The organism is Microbacterium sp. CFH 31415, assembly GCF_022538185.1.
Classification (GTDB): Bacteria; Actinomycetota; Actinomycetes; order Actinomycetales; family Microbacteriaceae; genus Microbacterium.
Window position 1 is genome coordinate 410,601 of the sequence record NZ_JAKYXC010000003.1, and the last position, 15,570, is coordinate 426,170.

The window sequence follows — 15,570 nt, forward strand, 5'->3', positions numbered from 1 at the left end:
CCGTCAGACCCAGGTCGGCAGCCAGTTGTGCAGCCGCCAGAAGTCGTACGGCACCGACATCGCCGTGACGACCGGGTACCAGAACGCCGACAGCGCGAGGGCGACCACCAGGAAGACCATGACGAGCCGCTGCCCGGTGAGGCGGCGGTAGGCGTCGGCGTGCTGCGGACCGGCGATGTCGCGCAACGCGAAGGTGAGCGCGAGCAGCACGAACGGCAGCACCAGCACCGTGTAGAACTGGAAGATCGTGCGTTCGGGGTAGAACAGCCATGGCACGTAGGTGACGCCGACGCCGGTGAGCACGAGAGCGTGGCGCCAGTCGCGCGCCACGACGAAACGGTAGGCGAGGTAGATCACCGCGGCGACGCCGGCGTACCAGATGAGCGGGTTCGGGATGCTGGCCACGACCTCCGAGCAGCCGTTCGTGGCCGCGCAGCCGTCCACCCCCAGCGCGTCGTGGTGGTAGTACATGCCGGTCGGGCGCACGAGCAGCGGCCACTGCCACGCCGGGCTCGCGTACGAGTGGCCGGACGTGATCTGTGACGCCGAGTTGAGCATCGTGACATGGTCGAGCCACAGGCTCTGCAGCGACAGCGGCACCCACGACCACAGGCCGGTCGCGGGGTTCGCGTCGGCGGCGTGACGGCTGTAGCCGCCGTCGCTGAGCAGCCAGCCCGACCACGAGGCGATGTACACCGCGAAGGCGACCGGGACGAGCAGAACGAAGGTCGCGACGCCCTGCCGGATCGCGTCGGTCGGCCAGAACAGCACGCCGGCCCGACGACGCGCGAGGGCGTCGGTGACCACGAGGTACACGCCGAGTCCGGCGAGCACCCACACACCCGACCATTTGACAGCGGATGCCGCGCCCAGCGCCGCGCCCGCGGCGAGGATCCACGGCCGGTTCCACAGGATCGCGCCCCACGCGGGCGGTTCGTCGCCGTCATAGCGCGCGGCGACCGTCTGCGCGATGCGGGTCATCGTTCGTTCTCGATCGAGCAGCACGAAGAGGAATCCGAGCAGCACGAAGAACATGAGCGGCGTGTCGAGGAGGGCGACCCGGCTCATCGAGATGGCGAGGCCGTCGACGGCCATGAGGAGCCCCGCGACGACGGCGAACGTCGTCGAGCGGGTCAGCTTCTTCGCGATCAGCATGAGCACGAGCACGGCCGCCGTGCCGAGGAGCGCGGTCGTGATGCGCCAGCCCCACCCGTTCTCGGGGCCGAGCACCATCATCCCGAGCGCGATGATCCATTTGCCGAGAGGGGGATGGATCACGAACGCGGGATCGGTCGTGAAGATGTTCACGTCACCGGCGAGGAAGCGGGCGTTCGCCTCGGAGGGCCACGCTGCTTCGTATCCCAGCTGCGAGAGGGTCCACGCGTCCTTCACGTAGTACGTCTCGTCGAACTGGTTCATCAGGTCGTGCGCAGCCGCGAGGTTCCACAGCCGAAGGACGGCGGCGAGGAGCACGACGAGCGCAGGACCGAGCCAGGCGTACAGGCGCCGCGCGCGCGGGTCGTCGGCGAGGCGCGAGGTGAAGCGCTCGTACAGGCTCGGCCGCACGGAGGGGAGCAGCGGCTCGGTGTGCGCGACGGGGCGCTCGGACCCGGCCGTCGGCTCGGCGGGCGGGTCGGCGTCCAGCCGGGCAAGGTGCGTCACCCGCACATTCTAAGAGCGCGCCACCTGGGGCTTTCGTGCACGGCATGCGCGCGGTGGACAGCACCGCTCGTATGATTCCTGCGTGGAGCACAACAGCGGTTACTGGTACGGCGACGACGCCGACGACCGCCGCCGTCGCGCGATCGAGCTGCTGCAGGCGTTCCGTCTCTACCGGGCGGCCGAGGTGGCGATGCGCCGCCGCACCAGGGATTCGATGGCGATGGGTGAGAACGACCTGCTCACTCTCCGGTACCTGCTCAAGGCGCAGCGCGAGGACCGCGTCGTGTCGCCCGCCGAGCTGGCGCGGTACCTCGCCGTATCGACGGCATCCGTGACGGCGATCATCGACCGGCTGGAGAAGTCCGACCACGTGCGTCGCGGCCCGCACCCGAGCGACCAGCGCCGGATCGTGGTCACGCCGACCGTCGAGACGGACGAGGAGGTGCGCCGCACGCTGGGGGCGATGCACAGCCGCATGCTCGAGGCGGTCATCGACCTGTCGCCCGAAGAGACCCGGATCGTGATCGACACGCTGGGCCGCCTGCAGTCCGCCGTGGACCAGGTGGAGCCCGTGCCCGCAGACGGGCCCGCGCCGTAGGCTGAGGGCGTGATCATCCTCGCGGCCACGCCGATCGGAAATCTCGGGGATGCCTCGCGACGTCTCATCGAGGCCCTCCAGACCGCGACCGTCGTCGCCGCCGAAGACACCCGCACGACCCAGCGGCTGCTCGCAGCGCTCGGCGTCGAGAATCGTCCGCGCCTCATCGCACTGCACGATCACAACGAGAAGGAGCGCGCGCCCGAGCTGGTCGAGCTGGCTCGCGATCGCGATGTGCTGGTGCTGAGCGATGCCGGCATGCCGACGGTGAGCGACCCGGGCTACGGTCTCGTCGCGGCGGCCGCGGCGGCGGGAGTCGTCGTCACCGCAATCCCCGGTCCGAGTGCCGTGCTCACGGCGCTCGCCGTCTCCGGGCTGCCGACGGATCGCTTCACGTTCGAGGGCTTCGTGGCGCGCAAGCCCGGTGAGCGCGCCGGCGCGCTGCGCGCCCTCGCGAACGAGCCGCGCACGATGGTGTTCTTCGATGCGCCGACGCGCGTGGCTGCGACGCTCGCCGACATGGCGGCCGCGTTCGGCGCCGACCGTCGCGCGGCGGTCTGCCGTGAGCTCACCAAGCTGCACGAGGAGGTCGCGCGCGGCACGCTGGACGAGCTGGCCGCGTGGGCGGCGGACGGCGTGCGCGGTGAGCTGGTGATCGTCGTCGCGGGTGCGGCGCCGCGTGAGGTCGCGTTCCCCGACGCCGTGACCCAGGTTCTCGAGTTGGTGCGGTCCGGGACGAGATTGAAGGATGCCGCGGGTGAGGTGTCTGCGCACACCGGTCACTCCTCGCGCGAGCTGTATCAGGCCGCGCTCGCCGTCCGGGGATGACCGCTCGCCCCGCGGGCCGCGCCGCCGCGGGATCCCGATACGCGCGCTTCCGCGCATTCGATCGGCGGTGGACGCGTCATATGACGATGGCCGTTCCACGCACACCCGAGGACGGCCCCGATGTCACGACGGCCGGTGCCGGCATCCCGCCCGACTAGAATCCTCGGGTGACTTCCGGCCGCCAGTCCTTCTACATCACGACGCCGATCTACTATCCCAGCGACGTGCCCCACATCGGCCACGGCTACACGACCGTGGCCGTCGACACGCTCGCGCGCTGGCACCGCCAGGCGGGCGACGACACCTGGATGCTCACGGGCACCGACGAGCACGGCCAGAAGATGATGCGTGCGGCCTCGGCCAACGGCGTCACTCCGCAGGAGTGGGTCGACAAGCTCGTCACCGAGGCGTGGTTCCCGCTCCTCGAGACGCTCGACGTCGCCAACGACGACTTCATCCGCACGACGCAGCCGCGTCACGAGGAGCGCGTGCAGCAGTTCGTGCAGGCGATCTACGACCGGGGCTACATCTACGCGGGCGAGTACGAGGCGCTCTACTGCGTCGGCTGCGAGGAGTTCAAGCCCGAGTCCGAGATCGTCGACGGCACCGGCCCCTTCGAGGGGCTGAAGGTCTGCGCCATCCACTCCAAGCCGCTCGAGCTGCTGCAGGAGAAGAACTACTTCTTCAAGCTCAGCGAGTTCCAGGACAAGCTCCTCGAGCTCTACTCGAGCGTGCCCGATTTCGTGCGTCCCGAGTCGGCCCGCAACGAGGTCGTCTCGTTCGTGAAGAACGGTCTGAAGGACCTGTCGATCTCGCGTTCGGCGTTCGACTGGGGCATCCCGCTTCCGTGGGACGAGTCCCACGTCATCTACGTGTGGGTCGACGCCCTCCTGAACTACGCCACGGCGATCGGCTACGGCACGGACCCCGAGCAGTTCGCCCGCCGCTGGCCGGCGTACCACATCGTCGGCAAGGACATCCTGCGCTTCCACGCGGTGATCTGGCCCGCGATGCTGATGGCTGCGGGACTCGAGGTGCCGCGCGGAGTGTTCGCGCACGGCTGGCTGCTGGTCGGCGGCGAGAAGATGTCGAAGTCGAAGCTCACCGGCATCGCGCCGACCGAGATCACCGACGTCTTCGGCTCGGACGCCTACCGGTTCTACTTCCTGTCGGCGATCGCGTTCGGCCAGGACGGATCGTTCTCATGGGAGGACCTGTCGGCCCGGTACCAGGCCGAGCTCGCGAACGGCTTCGGCAACCTCGCGTCGCGCACGACGGCGATGGTCGAGCGCTACTTCGAGGGCGTCGTGCCTCCGGCGACCGAGTACTCCGAGGCCGATCTGCACGTGCAGAAGACGGTGGCGGATGCCGCAGCCGCGGCCGATGCGGCGATGGAGCGGTTCCGCATCGACGAGGCGATCACCTCGATCTGGACGATCGTCGACGCGCTGAACCTGTACATCACCGAGAACGAGCCGTGGGCGCTCGCCAAGGACGAGGCGCAGCGCACTCGCCTCGGCACCGTGCTGTACACGGCCGCCGAGGGTCTGCGTGCGCTCGCGGTGCTGCTGTCGCCGGTGATGCCCGAGTCGACGGAGAAGCTCTGGATCGCGCTCGGCGCCGCGGAGACGATCGGTCGTCTGCACGACCAGCCGATCCGCGAGGCGGGTGTCTGGGGCGTGCTGAAGCCCGGCACGTCGGTGAACGGGCTCGCCCCGCTGTTCCCGCGTGTGGAGCAGTCGGTCTGATGTCGTCGCCTGCGGTGCCGTACCCGGCCGAGGGCGCGGATCCGTCGCAGTACGTCCGCACGCGCGAGAAGGGCACGCGCGACGTGAGCTATCCCGAGGCACCCGAGCCGCTCGCCGTGCCGGCGTACGACAACCACGCGCACCTCGAGATCGAGGACGGCGTCGGGCTGTCGCTCGACGAGCAGCTCGCGCGGGCCGACGAGGTGGGTGTGATCGGCGTCGTGCAGGCCGGTGGTGACATCGAGTCGAGCCGATGGTCGGCGTGGGCCGCGGCATCCCACCCCCGTGTCCTCGCCGCGGTCGCGATCCATCCGAACGAGGCGCCCGCGTACGAGGCGGCCGGTCGGCTGGATGAGGCGATCGCCGTCATCGACGAACTGGCCGCGCAGCCCCGCGTGCGTGCGATCGGAGAGACCGGGCTGGATTTCTTCCGCACGGCGGAGGACGGCGTGCCTGCGCAGTTCCGTTCGTTCGAGGCGCACATCGCGTTGGCGAAGAAGCACGGTCTCGCGATGCAGATCCACGACCGTGACGCGCACGACGCCGTGCTCGAGACGCTGGAGCGGGTGGGGGCGCCGGAGCGCACGGTGTTCCACTGCTTCTCGGGCGACGAGGCGATGGCGCGCATCGCGGGGGAGTGCGGCTACTACCTGTCGTTCGCCGGCAACGTGACGTTCAAGAACGCGCAGAATCTCCGGGATGCGCTGGCGGTCATCCCGCGGGATCGGATCCTGGTGGAGACGGATGCCCCGTTCCTCACGCCCGTGCCGCATCGGGGACGCCCGAATGCGCCGTACCTGATCCCCGTGACGCTGCGGTTCATGGCCGCGGAGCTCGGCATCGACGTCGACGAGCTGGGCGCGCAGGTCGCCGCGAACACGCTCGAGGTGTACGGCCCGTTCGAGGACTGATCCGTGGACGGCGAGCTGTGGGATCTGACGGATGCCGCCGGCAACCCCACCGGTGAGCTGTTCCGTCGCGGTGATCCGGACTTCCCCGCGGGCGTCTTTCACATCGTGGCGTCGGTGTGCGTCGTGCGCGCTGATGGTCTGGTGCTGATGACGCGGCGGGCCGCGGTGAAGGACTGGCCGCTGTGCTGGGAGTTCCCGGCGGGCAGTGCGCTCGCGGGCGAGTCGAGCGCCGAGGGTGCCGTGCGGGAACTCGAGGAGGAGGCGGGCGTGCGCGTCGGCGTCGACGAGCTGGAGTTCGTCGGTCGTCTGGTCGAGCGGCAGGCGCTGTTCGATCTGTACGTCGCACGTGTGCCGGGCGATCCCGCGCTGACGCTGGATCCGGATGAGGTGTGCGAGAGCGCGTGGGTCCCGTTCGCGGAGGCGCTGCGCCGGGGCGAGGCGGGCGGCGACATGGCGGGTCCATGGGTGCCGCGCCTGACGCGGCTCGGCGCGCGGCTCGGCGAGCTGGTGGGCGGCTGACCCCTCGCGACCGCTGCTGTTTCCAGCACGCGCTGCGGTGATCGGCGCTGACGCAGGAAACAGCAGCGTTCGCCTCAGCCGCCGATGCGCACGCCGACCCCGGCGGGGATCGACAGGAGGAGCTCGCTCAGGTCAGTCCAGAAGGCGTGCCGGTGCGCTGCCCGCGTGCGGCGGCGCTCGCGCCGTGCCTCGCGGATCCGTTCGGCGCACCATGACCACTCAGCGGTACCTCGTGCTTCACCTCACCGACGCCGGCGGCTCGACCCTCGACGAGGGCGACGACCGTAGCATGCTCGAGTCGTGGGTGGACGAGGGGGTCGAGGCCGGCACCGTGGGGCTCGGAAGCCCGGTCGCCGGGCGGGACCGTGCCAAGTCGGTCGTCGTCCGCGAGGGGCGCACGATCGTGACGGATGGGCCGTTCCCCGAGTTCAAGGAGTGGTTCGCCGGCTACGACATCCTCGAGGCGGAGTCCATCGAGCAGGCGGCGGCGTACATGGCGAAGCATCCCACCGCCGTCGCAGGGCGGGTCCTCATCCTGCCCACCGTCGAGCACTCCTGGGAGACGGACGACTGAGCTGTGGTTGCGCAAGCTGCGGCGTCCCCCGAGTCAGTCAGGCAGCGGCATCCCACCGCCGTCGCAGGGCGGGTCCTCATCCTGCCCACCGTCGAACACTCCTGGGAGTCGGACGACTGAGCTGTGGTTGCGCAAGCTGCGGCGTCCCCCGAGTCAGTCAGGCAGCCGCATCCCACCCGCACCCGGCTCACCTTCGGCCTCGACCACGGCGACGGATCCCTCATCGAGCACCGGCTTGGCGGCGGCGATGTGCGAGATGGAGCGCCAGACCAGCGCGAGCGTGATCAGCGACCCTGCGAAGGCGAACCACCAGGGCGCCGTCAGCCCGAAGAGCTGAGCCAGGATGCCGCCGATGAACTGCCCGATCACCAGCCCGCCGAAGACGCCGACCATGTTGACCGACGCGATGCGTCCCTGCAGCTCGATGGGCACGAGTCGCTGGCGCACCGTGGTCGAGATCGTCGCCCAGATGAACGCGTAGAGCCCGAAGCCGAACATGATGACGAAGGCGACCACCGGCGACGTCGTCAGGGCGAACCCGAGGTGCATGAGCACTTCCAGCGAGAGACAGACCCGCATGAGCGTCGAGAACGAGACCCGCTTCTCGAGCCAGCCGAACGCGAAGATCGCGATGAACCCGCCGAGGGCGGACGCCGTGGTGAGCGCTCCGTAGCCGACCGGGCCCATGCCGAGGTACTCCGTGGCGTACAGCACGAGGATGCCCCACGGCGCCGCCCACGTGATGTTGAACACCAGGATGATCACGATGAGGGTGCGGACAGGCGCGTTGTTGCGGAGCCATCGCAGCCCCTCGCGGATCGCGTGCACCTTCGACTCGGAATCGGATTCCGGATGCTCGGGAATCGGCGTGCGCGCGATGCGTGAGATGAGCAGCACCGCCAGCCCCACGCACAGCACCTGCAGGACGAACGGCCAGAACGAGCCGACGGCGAACAGGAAGGCGCCCAGCGGTGGACCGGCGAGCTGGTTGGCCACGAGGAAGCCCGCCTGCATGCGCGCGTTGCCGATGCCGAGGTCGGCGGGCTTGACGAGCATCGGGAGCAGCGTGCTTCCCGCAGAATCGGCGAACACCTCCGCGGTGCCGTAGAGGAAAGCGGTGGCCAGCACGATCCATACGTTCGCGTACCCGGTCACCAGGAACGCCACGAGCCCGGCGACGATGACGGCGCGCGTCGCGTTGGCGATGATGACCAGGCGCCGGCGATCGTGGTGGTCGGCGACGGCCCCCGCGAGCAGGCCGAAGAGGAGCCACGGCAGGTACTGCAGCATGGCTCCCGCGGCGACGAGGATCGGCGACGAGGTGAGTGACGCGATCAGCAGCGGCGCGGCCGCGAGCGCGATGCCGTCGCCGAGGTTGCTGGTCCACGAGGACGCGAGGAGCCAGCGGAAGTCGCGGCCCATGCGGCGGGGTGCGACGAGGTCGCCGAGCGAAGGCATCCCACGATCCTACGAGCGCCTCCGCAGGCATGCGACCTCACACTACGGCCGCCTGGTGACGGCCGCCGCGGCGCTGACGCCGCGGCTCAGGTCCGCACTTCGCTGCGGCCGTCGTCCGACATCGACTCGAGCGTGCGCCCTTTGGTCTCGCGCACGTACCTGATGACGAAGAAGATCGCGACGAATGCGAAGAACGTGTACACGCCGTAGGCCAGGCCGAGTCCGACGGCCGCCAGCGCCGGGAACGTCGTCGAGATGACGAAGTTCGCCGCCCACTGCGCTGCGGCGGCGACCGACAGTGCCACGGCGCGGATGCGGTTGCTGAACATCTCGCCGAGCAGCACCCAGACCACCGGTCCCCACGAGGCTCCGAAGAACACCACGTACAGGTTCGCGGCCAGCAGTGCGGTGGTGCCCGCAGCCCCCTCCAGAACGGGTTCGCCGTTCACGATGGGCGCCGTCGCGAACACCACGGTGAGTACGGCCAGGCAGACGAACTGGCCCATCGCCCCGACGAGGAGCAGCGGCCGGCGTCCGATGCGGTCGATCAGCAGGATCGCCACGATCGTGGTGACGATGTTCGTCACGGAAGTGATGACGGTGATCGTGAGGGAGTCCTGCTCGGTGAAGCCGACCGCCTGCCACAGCGTCGACGAGTAGTAGAAGATCACGTTGATGCCGGTGAACTGCTGCAGCACGGACAGCCCGATCCCGATCCACACGATGGGAAGCAGCCCGAACTTCGAGCCGCGCAGGATGGAGAAGCGCGGGCGGTCCGGCTTGCCCTCGACCGTCTTCAGGATGTCGGTCGAAGTCTTCTCCACGTTGCCGCCGACGTAACGGGTGAGCACCTCCTTCGCCTTCTTCATCTCGCCGCGTGCGATGAGGTAGCGAGGCGACTCGGGGATCGTGAGGGCGAGGAGTCCGTAGATGACGGCGGGGACGAGCTCGGACAGGAACATCCAGCGCCAGGCCTCGAGCCCCAGCAGCCACGGAGCCGTCGCGCTGCCCGCGGCGGCGACGATCGCGGCGTCCGTCAGAAGGGCGACGAAGATGCCGATCACGATCGCCATCTGCTGAAGCGACCCGAGACGTCCACGATGTTCGGGCGGTGACACCTCGGCGATGTACGCCGGCGCGATCACGGACGCCGCGCCGACGCCCAGCCCGCCCACGATGCGCCAGAACGAGAGGTCCCAGATGCCGAAGGCGAATCCGCATCCGAGCGCGCTGATCACGAAGAGCGCGGCGGCCAGGAGCATCACGCGCACACGGCCGAAGCGGTCGGCGATGCGCCCGGCGAACCACGCTCCGATCGCGCAGCCGATGAGGGCGGAGGCGACCGAGAAGCCGAGCAGGAACGGACCGGCCGCGAACTGCTCGCCGATCGCGCTCACCGCGCCGTTGATCACCGCCGTATCGAAGCCGAAGAGGAAGCCGCCGAGCGCCGCCGTCGCCGCCACGAGGACGACACGTGCGATCGGTACGGAGATGTCGGAACCGGATGCTGGGGCTGAGCTCATGTCGAACCTCCTCGTTCGAGCAGCCCGACAGGAGAACCGCCCGTGTCCGCCCACCCTCGCGCGCCGCGCGCAGGGCTGTCAAGGACGTGCGCCGTGCGCTCCCGTGCGCTATCGCGCCGCTCGCAGCACCTCCGCGCGGCACGTCCCGCACCGCGGCCTGGGTACAGTGAATCCATGCCCGTGTCCCTGCTCGGAGCCGCCGAGATCCGCGCGCTCGCCGCCGACCTCGACGTCACCCCGACCAAGAAGCTGGGCCAGAACTTCGTCGTCGACGCCAACACGGTTCGCAAGATCGTCCACGTCGCGGAGGTCGCGCCCGGCGACCGGGTGGTCGAGGTAGGGCCCGGGCTCGGGTCCCTCACGCTCGCGATCCTCGAGGCCGGTGCCACGGTGACGGCGGTCGAGATCGACCACCGGCTCGCCGAGCGGCTGCCGGCCACGGCCGCCGCGCACGGCGTCACCGACGGCGCGCTCACCGTGGTCGACGCCGATGCGCTGCGTGTCCGCGAACTGCCGGGCGACCCCACGGTGCTCGTGGCCAATCTCCCCTACAACGTGAGCGTTCCCGTGCTGCTGCACTTCCTCGAGACCTTCCCCGGCCTCGAGCGCGGTGTGGTCATGGTGCAGGCCGAGGTCGGCGAGCGGCTCGCCGCCCCTCCCGGGTCGAAGATCTACGGCGCGCCGAGCGTCAAGGCGGCCTGGTACGGACCGTGGCGACTGGCCGGAACGGTGTCGCGTCAGGTCTTCTGGCCCGTGCCGAACGTCGACAGCGTCCTGGTGGGCTTCCGTCGCGACGCCGCCCCTCGCGGCGACGAGGACGAGCGCCGGCGCACGTTCTCGATCGTGGACGCCGCGTTCCAGCAGCGCCGGAAGATGCTCCGGCAGGCGCTGGCCGGAGTGCTCGGCGGCTCGGCGGCCGAGGCATCCGCGGTCCTGGAAACCGCCGGGGTGGCGCCCACCGCGCGCGGCGAGGAGCTGTCGATCGACGACTTCGTGCGCATCGCGCGCGTGCTGCGAGCTTAGATTTCCCTCAGCGTTCACCGCGCCTTACCCAGGTGCTCGAAACACGCCGGTAACATTCCCGCCAAGTCCTGACTCGACCGCAGGGCGGGGGAGATGACCCGATGCGCACCGCGGAGTATCCGGCACCCGAGCGGATCCTGCTGCACCTCAGCGACACCCACCTGCGTGCCGGGGGGTCCCGGCTGTTCGACCTGGTCGACGCCGCAGAGCGCCTGTCCCGCGCGCTCGCCGTCATCGAGGCGAGCGGTGTCCGCCCCGACGCCGTGGTCTTCACGGGCGACCTCGCCGATCTGGGGGAGCGGGATGCCTACGCCGAGCTGCGCGCGCTGGTCGAGCCCTTCGCGGCCCGCGTCGGCGCCCGGGTGATCTGGGTGATGGGAAACCACGACGACCGAGCGACCTTCCGCCGCGCGCTGTGGGACGAGCTGGGCGATGCCGAGCCCGTCGATCGCGTCGACGAGCTCGACGGGCTGCGGATCGTCACGCTGGACTCGACCGTTCCCGGGCACCACCACGGCGAGCTCGCGGACGAGCAGCTCGTATGGCTCGCCGACGTGCTGAAGACCCCGGCGCCGCTCGGCACGATCCTCGCGATGCACCACCCGCCCGTGCCGAGCGTGCTCCCGCTGGCGGCGAGCGTCGAGCTTCGCGACCAGTCACGGCTGGCGAACGTGCTGCGCGGTGCCGATGTGCGGGCGATCATCGCCGGCCACCTGCACTACTCGACGTTCGGCACGTTCGCAGGCATCCCGGTGTCGGTCGCCTCCTCCACCTGCTACGCGCAGGACCTCACGGTGCCGACCGGTGGCACCCGTCCGCAGGACGGCGCGCAGGCGTTCAACCTCGTGCACCTCTACGACGACACCGTGGTGCACTCCGTCGTGCCGGTGGACGCGATGCGCACGCTCGAGCACATCGACGCCGACGAGGCGCAGCGGCGCCTTATGCTGGCCGGCGTCGGCCCGTTCAGCGACGTGCGGAGGGATGCGCCGACCGAGCCGATCGCTCTGCCGCGCTGAGCTCGTCGCGCTCCCACGGCGCGCGGACCGGGAACATCCGGTCGAGGGACTCGCGCACCACGCGGGTGCGCAGCTGCTCGGGCACCTCGGTCTCGCCGCCGTCGTTCAGGCAGAACATGTCCACGTCGGTGCGCTTGGCGAGCCGCTCCATGCGCCGCAGCGACGCCGTCAGCGTGGTCTGCACGTAACGGGTGCGGGGCTCCCTGGTCGCCACCGCGCGCCCGGTCATGAGCGCGAAGTAGTGGTACAGGCTGTTGGTCACCGAGATGTCGGTGGCGGAGCGGAACCGGGATGCCGCGGTGCGCGCGAAGTCGTCGGGGAACGCCTCCTCGAGCTCGGCCATCACGCTGCGCCGCAGCGGCGTGGCGCAGTGCTCCAGATCGCGCACGATCCGGCGGCCGAAGCGGTCCTGAAGCAGCGCCCGGTTCACGCGCAGTCCGTTGTCGTGCCCGCTGCGGTGCGCGGCGGGGTCGCCGGAGCCGATGCGCACCTCGCACTCGACGAACTTCGTCACGCCCGCCGGGGTGAAGAACAGCTCGGGCTCGACGAGGCGGCCGAAGAACATGTCGTCGTTCGAGTAGAGGAAGTGCTCGGCGAGGCCGGGGATGCGGTGCAGCTGCGCCTCGACCGCGTGCGAGTTGTGCGTGGGCAGCGATGACGGGTCGGCGAAGAACTCCTCGCTGCGCACGACAGTCACCTTGGGGTGATCGAGCAGCCATGCGGGCGTGGGCGAGTCGGTGGCGATGAAGATGCGCCGCACCCACGGCGCGTACATGTGCACGCTGCGCAGGGCGTAGCGCAGTTCGTCGATGTGACGGTAGCGTGCGGGCCCGTCGTCGCCCTCGCCGACGACGTACTCGGCCATGCGCGCCGCGCGCTGGCGCTGGAAGTCGCTGGATGAGCCGTCGACCCAGGAGAAGACGATGTCGACGTCCTGCGAGAACTCGTGGGGCTGAAGGTCGAACATTCCCGAGATCGTGCGCCAGCTGCGGCCGAAGCGCTCGACCCGGGTGAACGAGAGGTCGTCAGCCGGCGTCAGCCGGCGGGTGTACGCGTTGTCATGCGGCGCCTCGACGAGGTCCGCGCCGAATCGCCAGAACTCGACGCGGGCTCCGAGGGCGGAGCCGTAGCGCAGTCCGCCGGTGCGTGCGATGCGCGGCCGGTACACGCGCAGGGCGGAGGGTCCGCCGCGGGGCACGTCCACCTCGGTCGCGCGCTGCAGGGGGCGGCCCTTCTGCTTGACGTAGAGCGGCTCGATCCCACCGAGCCCGGCGAGCGCCGCCAGCGCGGCGTCGCGCGCGGCGAGATCGACGACGATGGCCGGCACGGAGCGGCCGTGCCGGATGAGCATCACCCCGATGCCCGCTCCCTCGAGCGTGTCGGCGACGAGGAGCAGGTCGGCCGTGCGGGCCTCCACAGGCGTGACGTCGTCATGGACGACATGCAGGATGCCGTCGTGGAGTGCGATGTCGGTGCGGCCGAGGAGTGTCGACCACGTGTCCTGAGGGGTGGGCACGACGGACAGCTGGGGCAAGGGGATCCTCCTTCTTCGAGACCGGGCGCACGGGTCCCGAGTCTCACAGTAAGCACAGTCCGTTACGGTCACGTTTCCGCGCACGCCCCTTGACACGCGGCGTCTCGATGTGCCTCTGCGAGCCGCCCGCGTCGATGCCTCCGACACCTGCGGTCGAGGCGATGCGCCGCTAGCCTTGACCGGTGACCGAAGAGCAGCGATACCGCGCCAACGGCGGAGACCTCCACCGCCCCTACACCGCCGCCGACGACCGCTACGACGGCGCCGCCTACCGTCCCGTCGGCACCTCCGGCCTGACGCTCCCCCCGATCTCGCTCGGCCTGTGGTGGAACTTCGGCGACAACATCCCGTTCGACAACCAGCGGGCTCTGCTGCGTCACGCGTTCGACCGGGGGATCACGCACTTCGACCTGGCGAACAACTACGGCCCGCCCTACGGCTCGGCCGAGACGAACTTCGGCCGCATGATGCGCGAGGATCTCGGCCGCTACCGCGACGAGCTCATCATCTCGTCGAAGGCGGGCTACGACATGTGGCACGGCCCGTACGGGAACGGCGGTGCGCGCAAGTACGTCCTGGCCAGCGCCGAGCAGTCGCTCCGGCGGATGAGCGTGGACTACGTCGACATCTTCTACTCGCACCGCGTCGACCCGGACGTGCCGATCGAGGAGACCGTCGGAGCGCTGGACACACTGGTGCGCCAGGGCAAGGCGCTCTACGTCGGCATCTCGTCCTACAGCGCCGAGCGCACGGCGGTCGCGGCATCCGTCGCCCGCTCTCTCGGCACGCCCCTCATCATCCATCAGCCGGCGTACTCGATCCTCAATCGCTGGGTCGAGGACGGGCTGACCGGCGTGCTGAAGCAGGAGGGCATGGGGGCGATCGCCTTCACGCCGCTCGCGCAGGGCCTCCTCACCGACAAGTACCTCGGCGACGGGCCGGCCCAGCGCGCGCAGCAGCGCTCGTCGATGCCCGTCGGCGCCCTCTCCGAGAACGGGCTGGCGAAGCTGCGCGGTCTCGACGTGATCGCGAAGGAGCGCGGCCAGACGCTGGCCCAGATGGCGATCCAGTGGGTGCTGCGCGACCCCGTGGTCACGTCTGCGCTGATCGGGGCGTCGCGTCCCGCGCAGCTCGACGAGAACCTTGCGGCGCTCAACGGGCCCGGCTTCACGACGGAGGAGCTCGAGCAGATCGATGCGCTCTCCGACGGCATCGACGTCGACCTGTGGGCGAGGTCGGCGACCTCGTGAGCGAAGCCGTCGTCACCGACCGCGTCCATGTGCGCGCGCCCGGGAAGCTCAACCTGTTCTTGCAGGTGGGCGGCGTGCAGGAGGACGGCTACCACGACGTCGCCTCGGCATACCAGGCGGTCTCGCTGTACGAGAACGTCTGGGCGTCGCCCGGCGACGACTTCACGGCGACGGTCTCGGGCACGGTCGACGTCGAGGGCGTGCCCGCCGACGATCGCAACCTCGCGGTGCGTGCGGCGCGCATGGTCGCGCAGCGCATCGGCCGCCGCGGGGGCGTGCACCTCGACATCGTGAAGAACGTGCCGGTGGCAGGCGGCATGGGCGGCGGATCAGCGGATGCCGCGGCTGCGCTCGTCGCGTGCGACGCGCTCTGGGGTGCCGAGCTCGGCACCGCCGAGCTGCACAAGCTCGCCGCCCGGCTCGGGGCCGACGTGCCTTTCGCGCTGATGGGCGGAACGGCGATCGGCACGGGTCGGGGCGATCAGCTGAGCCCCGCCCTCGCGCAGGGCCGGTTCGACTGGGTCGTCGTGCCGTCGTCGGAGGGCCTGTCGACTCCCGAGGTGTATGCGCATCTCGACACCCTGCGCGCGGAGAACGACATCAATGTGAGCGGGCGCGCGCCCGATGTCGACACGGGCGTGCTCCACGCGCTCCGGGCAGGCGACCCGGCCGCGCTCGCGGAGCAGATCCGCAACGACCTGCAGGCCGCGGCCCTCTCGCTCCGGCCCGAGCTGCGCGCCGCGCTCGAGCTGGGGGAGCGCTCGGGCGCCCTTGCGGGACTCGTGTCGGGGTCGGGGCCTACGCTGGCTTTCCTGACCGGCGATCCCGAGTCGGCGCTCGAGCTGCAGGTGACGCTCTCGGCCGCCGGCCTCGAGGCGCTGCACGTGCACGGGCCCGTCGCCGGCGCCCGTGTCATCGGCTGA

14 protein-coding genes are annotated in these 15,570 nt (G+C 70.3%); 10 read left to right on the forward strand and 4 right to left on the reverse strand.

Annotated elements, in window-relative coordinates:
- Nucleotides 1-3 precede the first annotated feature (3 nt).
- On the reverse strand, nt 4-1,662 hold the full coding sequence (locus MK786_RS05935; protein WP_241111304.1) for a dolichyl-phosphate-mannose--protein mannosyltransferase: 1,659 nt from the start codon (nt 1,660-1,662) through the stop codon (nt 4-6).
- Nucleotides 1,663-1,744: 82 nt separating this feature from the next.
- Between MK786_RS05935 and MK786_RS05940 the strand changes: the two genes are divergently transcribed.
- From MK786_RS05940 to MK786_RS05965, 6 genes are all read left to right on the forward strand, one after another.
- The gene (locus MK786_RS05940; protein ID WP_241111305.1) at nt 1,745-2,260 is read left to right on the forward strand and encodes a MarR family winged helix-turn-helix transcriptional regulator; all 516 of its coding nucleotides are present in this window, start codon (nt 1,745-1,747) and stop codon (nt 2,258-2,260) included.
- A 9-nt stretch (nt 2,261-2,269) separates the two neighbouring features.
- Nucleotides 2,270-3,088, forward strand: coding sequence for a 16S rRNA (cytidine(1402)-2'-O)-methyltransferase (gene rsmI / locus MK786_RS05945; protein ID WP_241111306.1), 819 nt, complete (start codon nt 2,270-2,272; stop codon nt 3,086-3,088).
- A gap of 167 nt (nt 3,089-3,255) precedes the next feature.
- Entirely contained in the window at nt 3,256-4,836 is a 1,581-nt protein-coding gene (metG, locus tag MK786_RS05950; protein ID WP_241111307.1) for a methionine--tRNA ligase, read from the forward strand.
- Nucleotides 4,836-5,747, forward strand: coding sequence for a TatD family hydrolase (locus tag MK786_RS05955; protein WP_241111308.1), 912 nt, complete (start codon nt 4,836-4,838; stop codon nt 5,745-5,747). The genes metG and MK786_RS05955 overlap by 1 nt, the downstream gene beginning before the upstream one ends.
- Before the next feature lie 3 nt (nt 5,748-5,750).
- Complete coding sequence (locus MK786_RS05960; protein WP_241111309.1) at nt 5,751-6,266, forward strand: NUDIX domain-containing protein; 516 nt, start codon at nt 5,751-5,753, stop codon at nt 6,264-6,266.
- A gap of 211 nt (nt 6,267-6,477) precedes the next feature.
- Nucleotides 6,478-6,840 carry a YciI family protein gene (locus tag MK786_RS05965; protein ID WP_241111310.1) on the forward strand — a complete coding sequence of 121 codons (363 nt, stop codon included), beginning with the start codon at nt 6,478-6,480 and terminating at the stop codon, nt 6,838-6,840.
- A gap of 153 nt (nt 6,841-6,993) precedes the next feature.
- Here MK786_RS05965 and MK786_RS05970 read toward each other — a convergent pair whose 3' ends face one another.
- The gene (locus tag MK786_RS05970) at nt 6,994-8,298 is read right to left on the reverse strand and encodes an MFS transporter (RefSeq protein WP_241111311.1); all 1,305 of its coding nucleotides are present in this window, start codon (nt 8,296-8,298) and stop codon (nt 6,994-6,996) included.
- Between the two features lie 86 nt (nt 8,299-8,384).
- The gene (locus tag MK786_RS05975) at nt 8,385-9,821 is read right to left on the reverse strand and encodes a sugar porter family MFS transporter (RefSeq protein WP_241111312.1); all 1,437 of its coding nucleotides are present in this window, start codon (nt 9,819-9,821) and stop codon (nt 8,385-8,387) included.
- 174 nt (nt 9,822-9,995) lie between these two features.
- On the opposite strand from MK786_RS05975, the gene rsmA reads away from it, so the two are divergent.
- Entirely contained in the window at nt 9,996-10,844 is an 849-nt protein-coding gene (gene rsmA / locus MK786_RS05980; protein ID WP_241111313.1) for a 16S rRNA (adenine(1518)-N(6)/adenine(1519)-N(6))-dimethyltransferase RsmA, read from the forward strand.
- A 101-nt stretch (nt 10,845-10,945) separates the two neighbouring features.
- Complete coding sequence (locus tag MK786_RS05985) at nt 10,946-11,863, forward strand: phosphodiesterase (RefSeq protein ID WP_241111314.1); 918 nt, start codon at nt 10,946-10,948, stop codon at nt 11,861-11,863.
- Here MK786_RS05985 and MK786_RS05990 read toward each other — a convergent pair.
- Complete coding sequence (locus tag MK786_RS05990; protein ID WP_241111315.1) at nt 11,811-13,397, reverse strand: stealth family protein; 1,587 nt, start codon at nt 13,395-13,397, stop codon at nt 11,811-11,813. The genes MK786_RS05985 and MK786_RS05990 overlap by 53 nt on opposite strands.
- A 182-nt stretch (nt 13,398-13,579) precedes the next feature.
- Here MK786_RS05990 and MK786_RS05995 point away from each other — a divergent pair, with 182 nt between their 5' ends.
- Nucleotides 13,580-14,647: an aldo/keto reductase gene (locus tag MK786_RS05995; RefSeq protein ID WP_308220022.1), complete on the forward strand. Its 1,068-nt coding sequence runs from the start codon at nt 13,580-13,582 to the stop codon at nt 14,645-14,647.
- Complete coding sequence (locus MK786_RS06000) at nt 14,644-15,570, forward strand: 4-(cytidine 5'-diphospho)-2-C-methyl-D-erythritol kinase (protein ID WP_241111316.1); 927 nt, start codon at nt 14,644-14,646, stop codon at nt 15,568-15,570. Before MK786_RS05995 ends, MK786_RS06000 begins: the two co-directional genes overlap by 4 nt.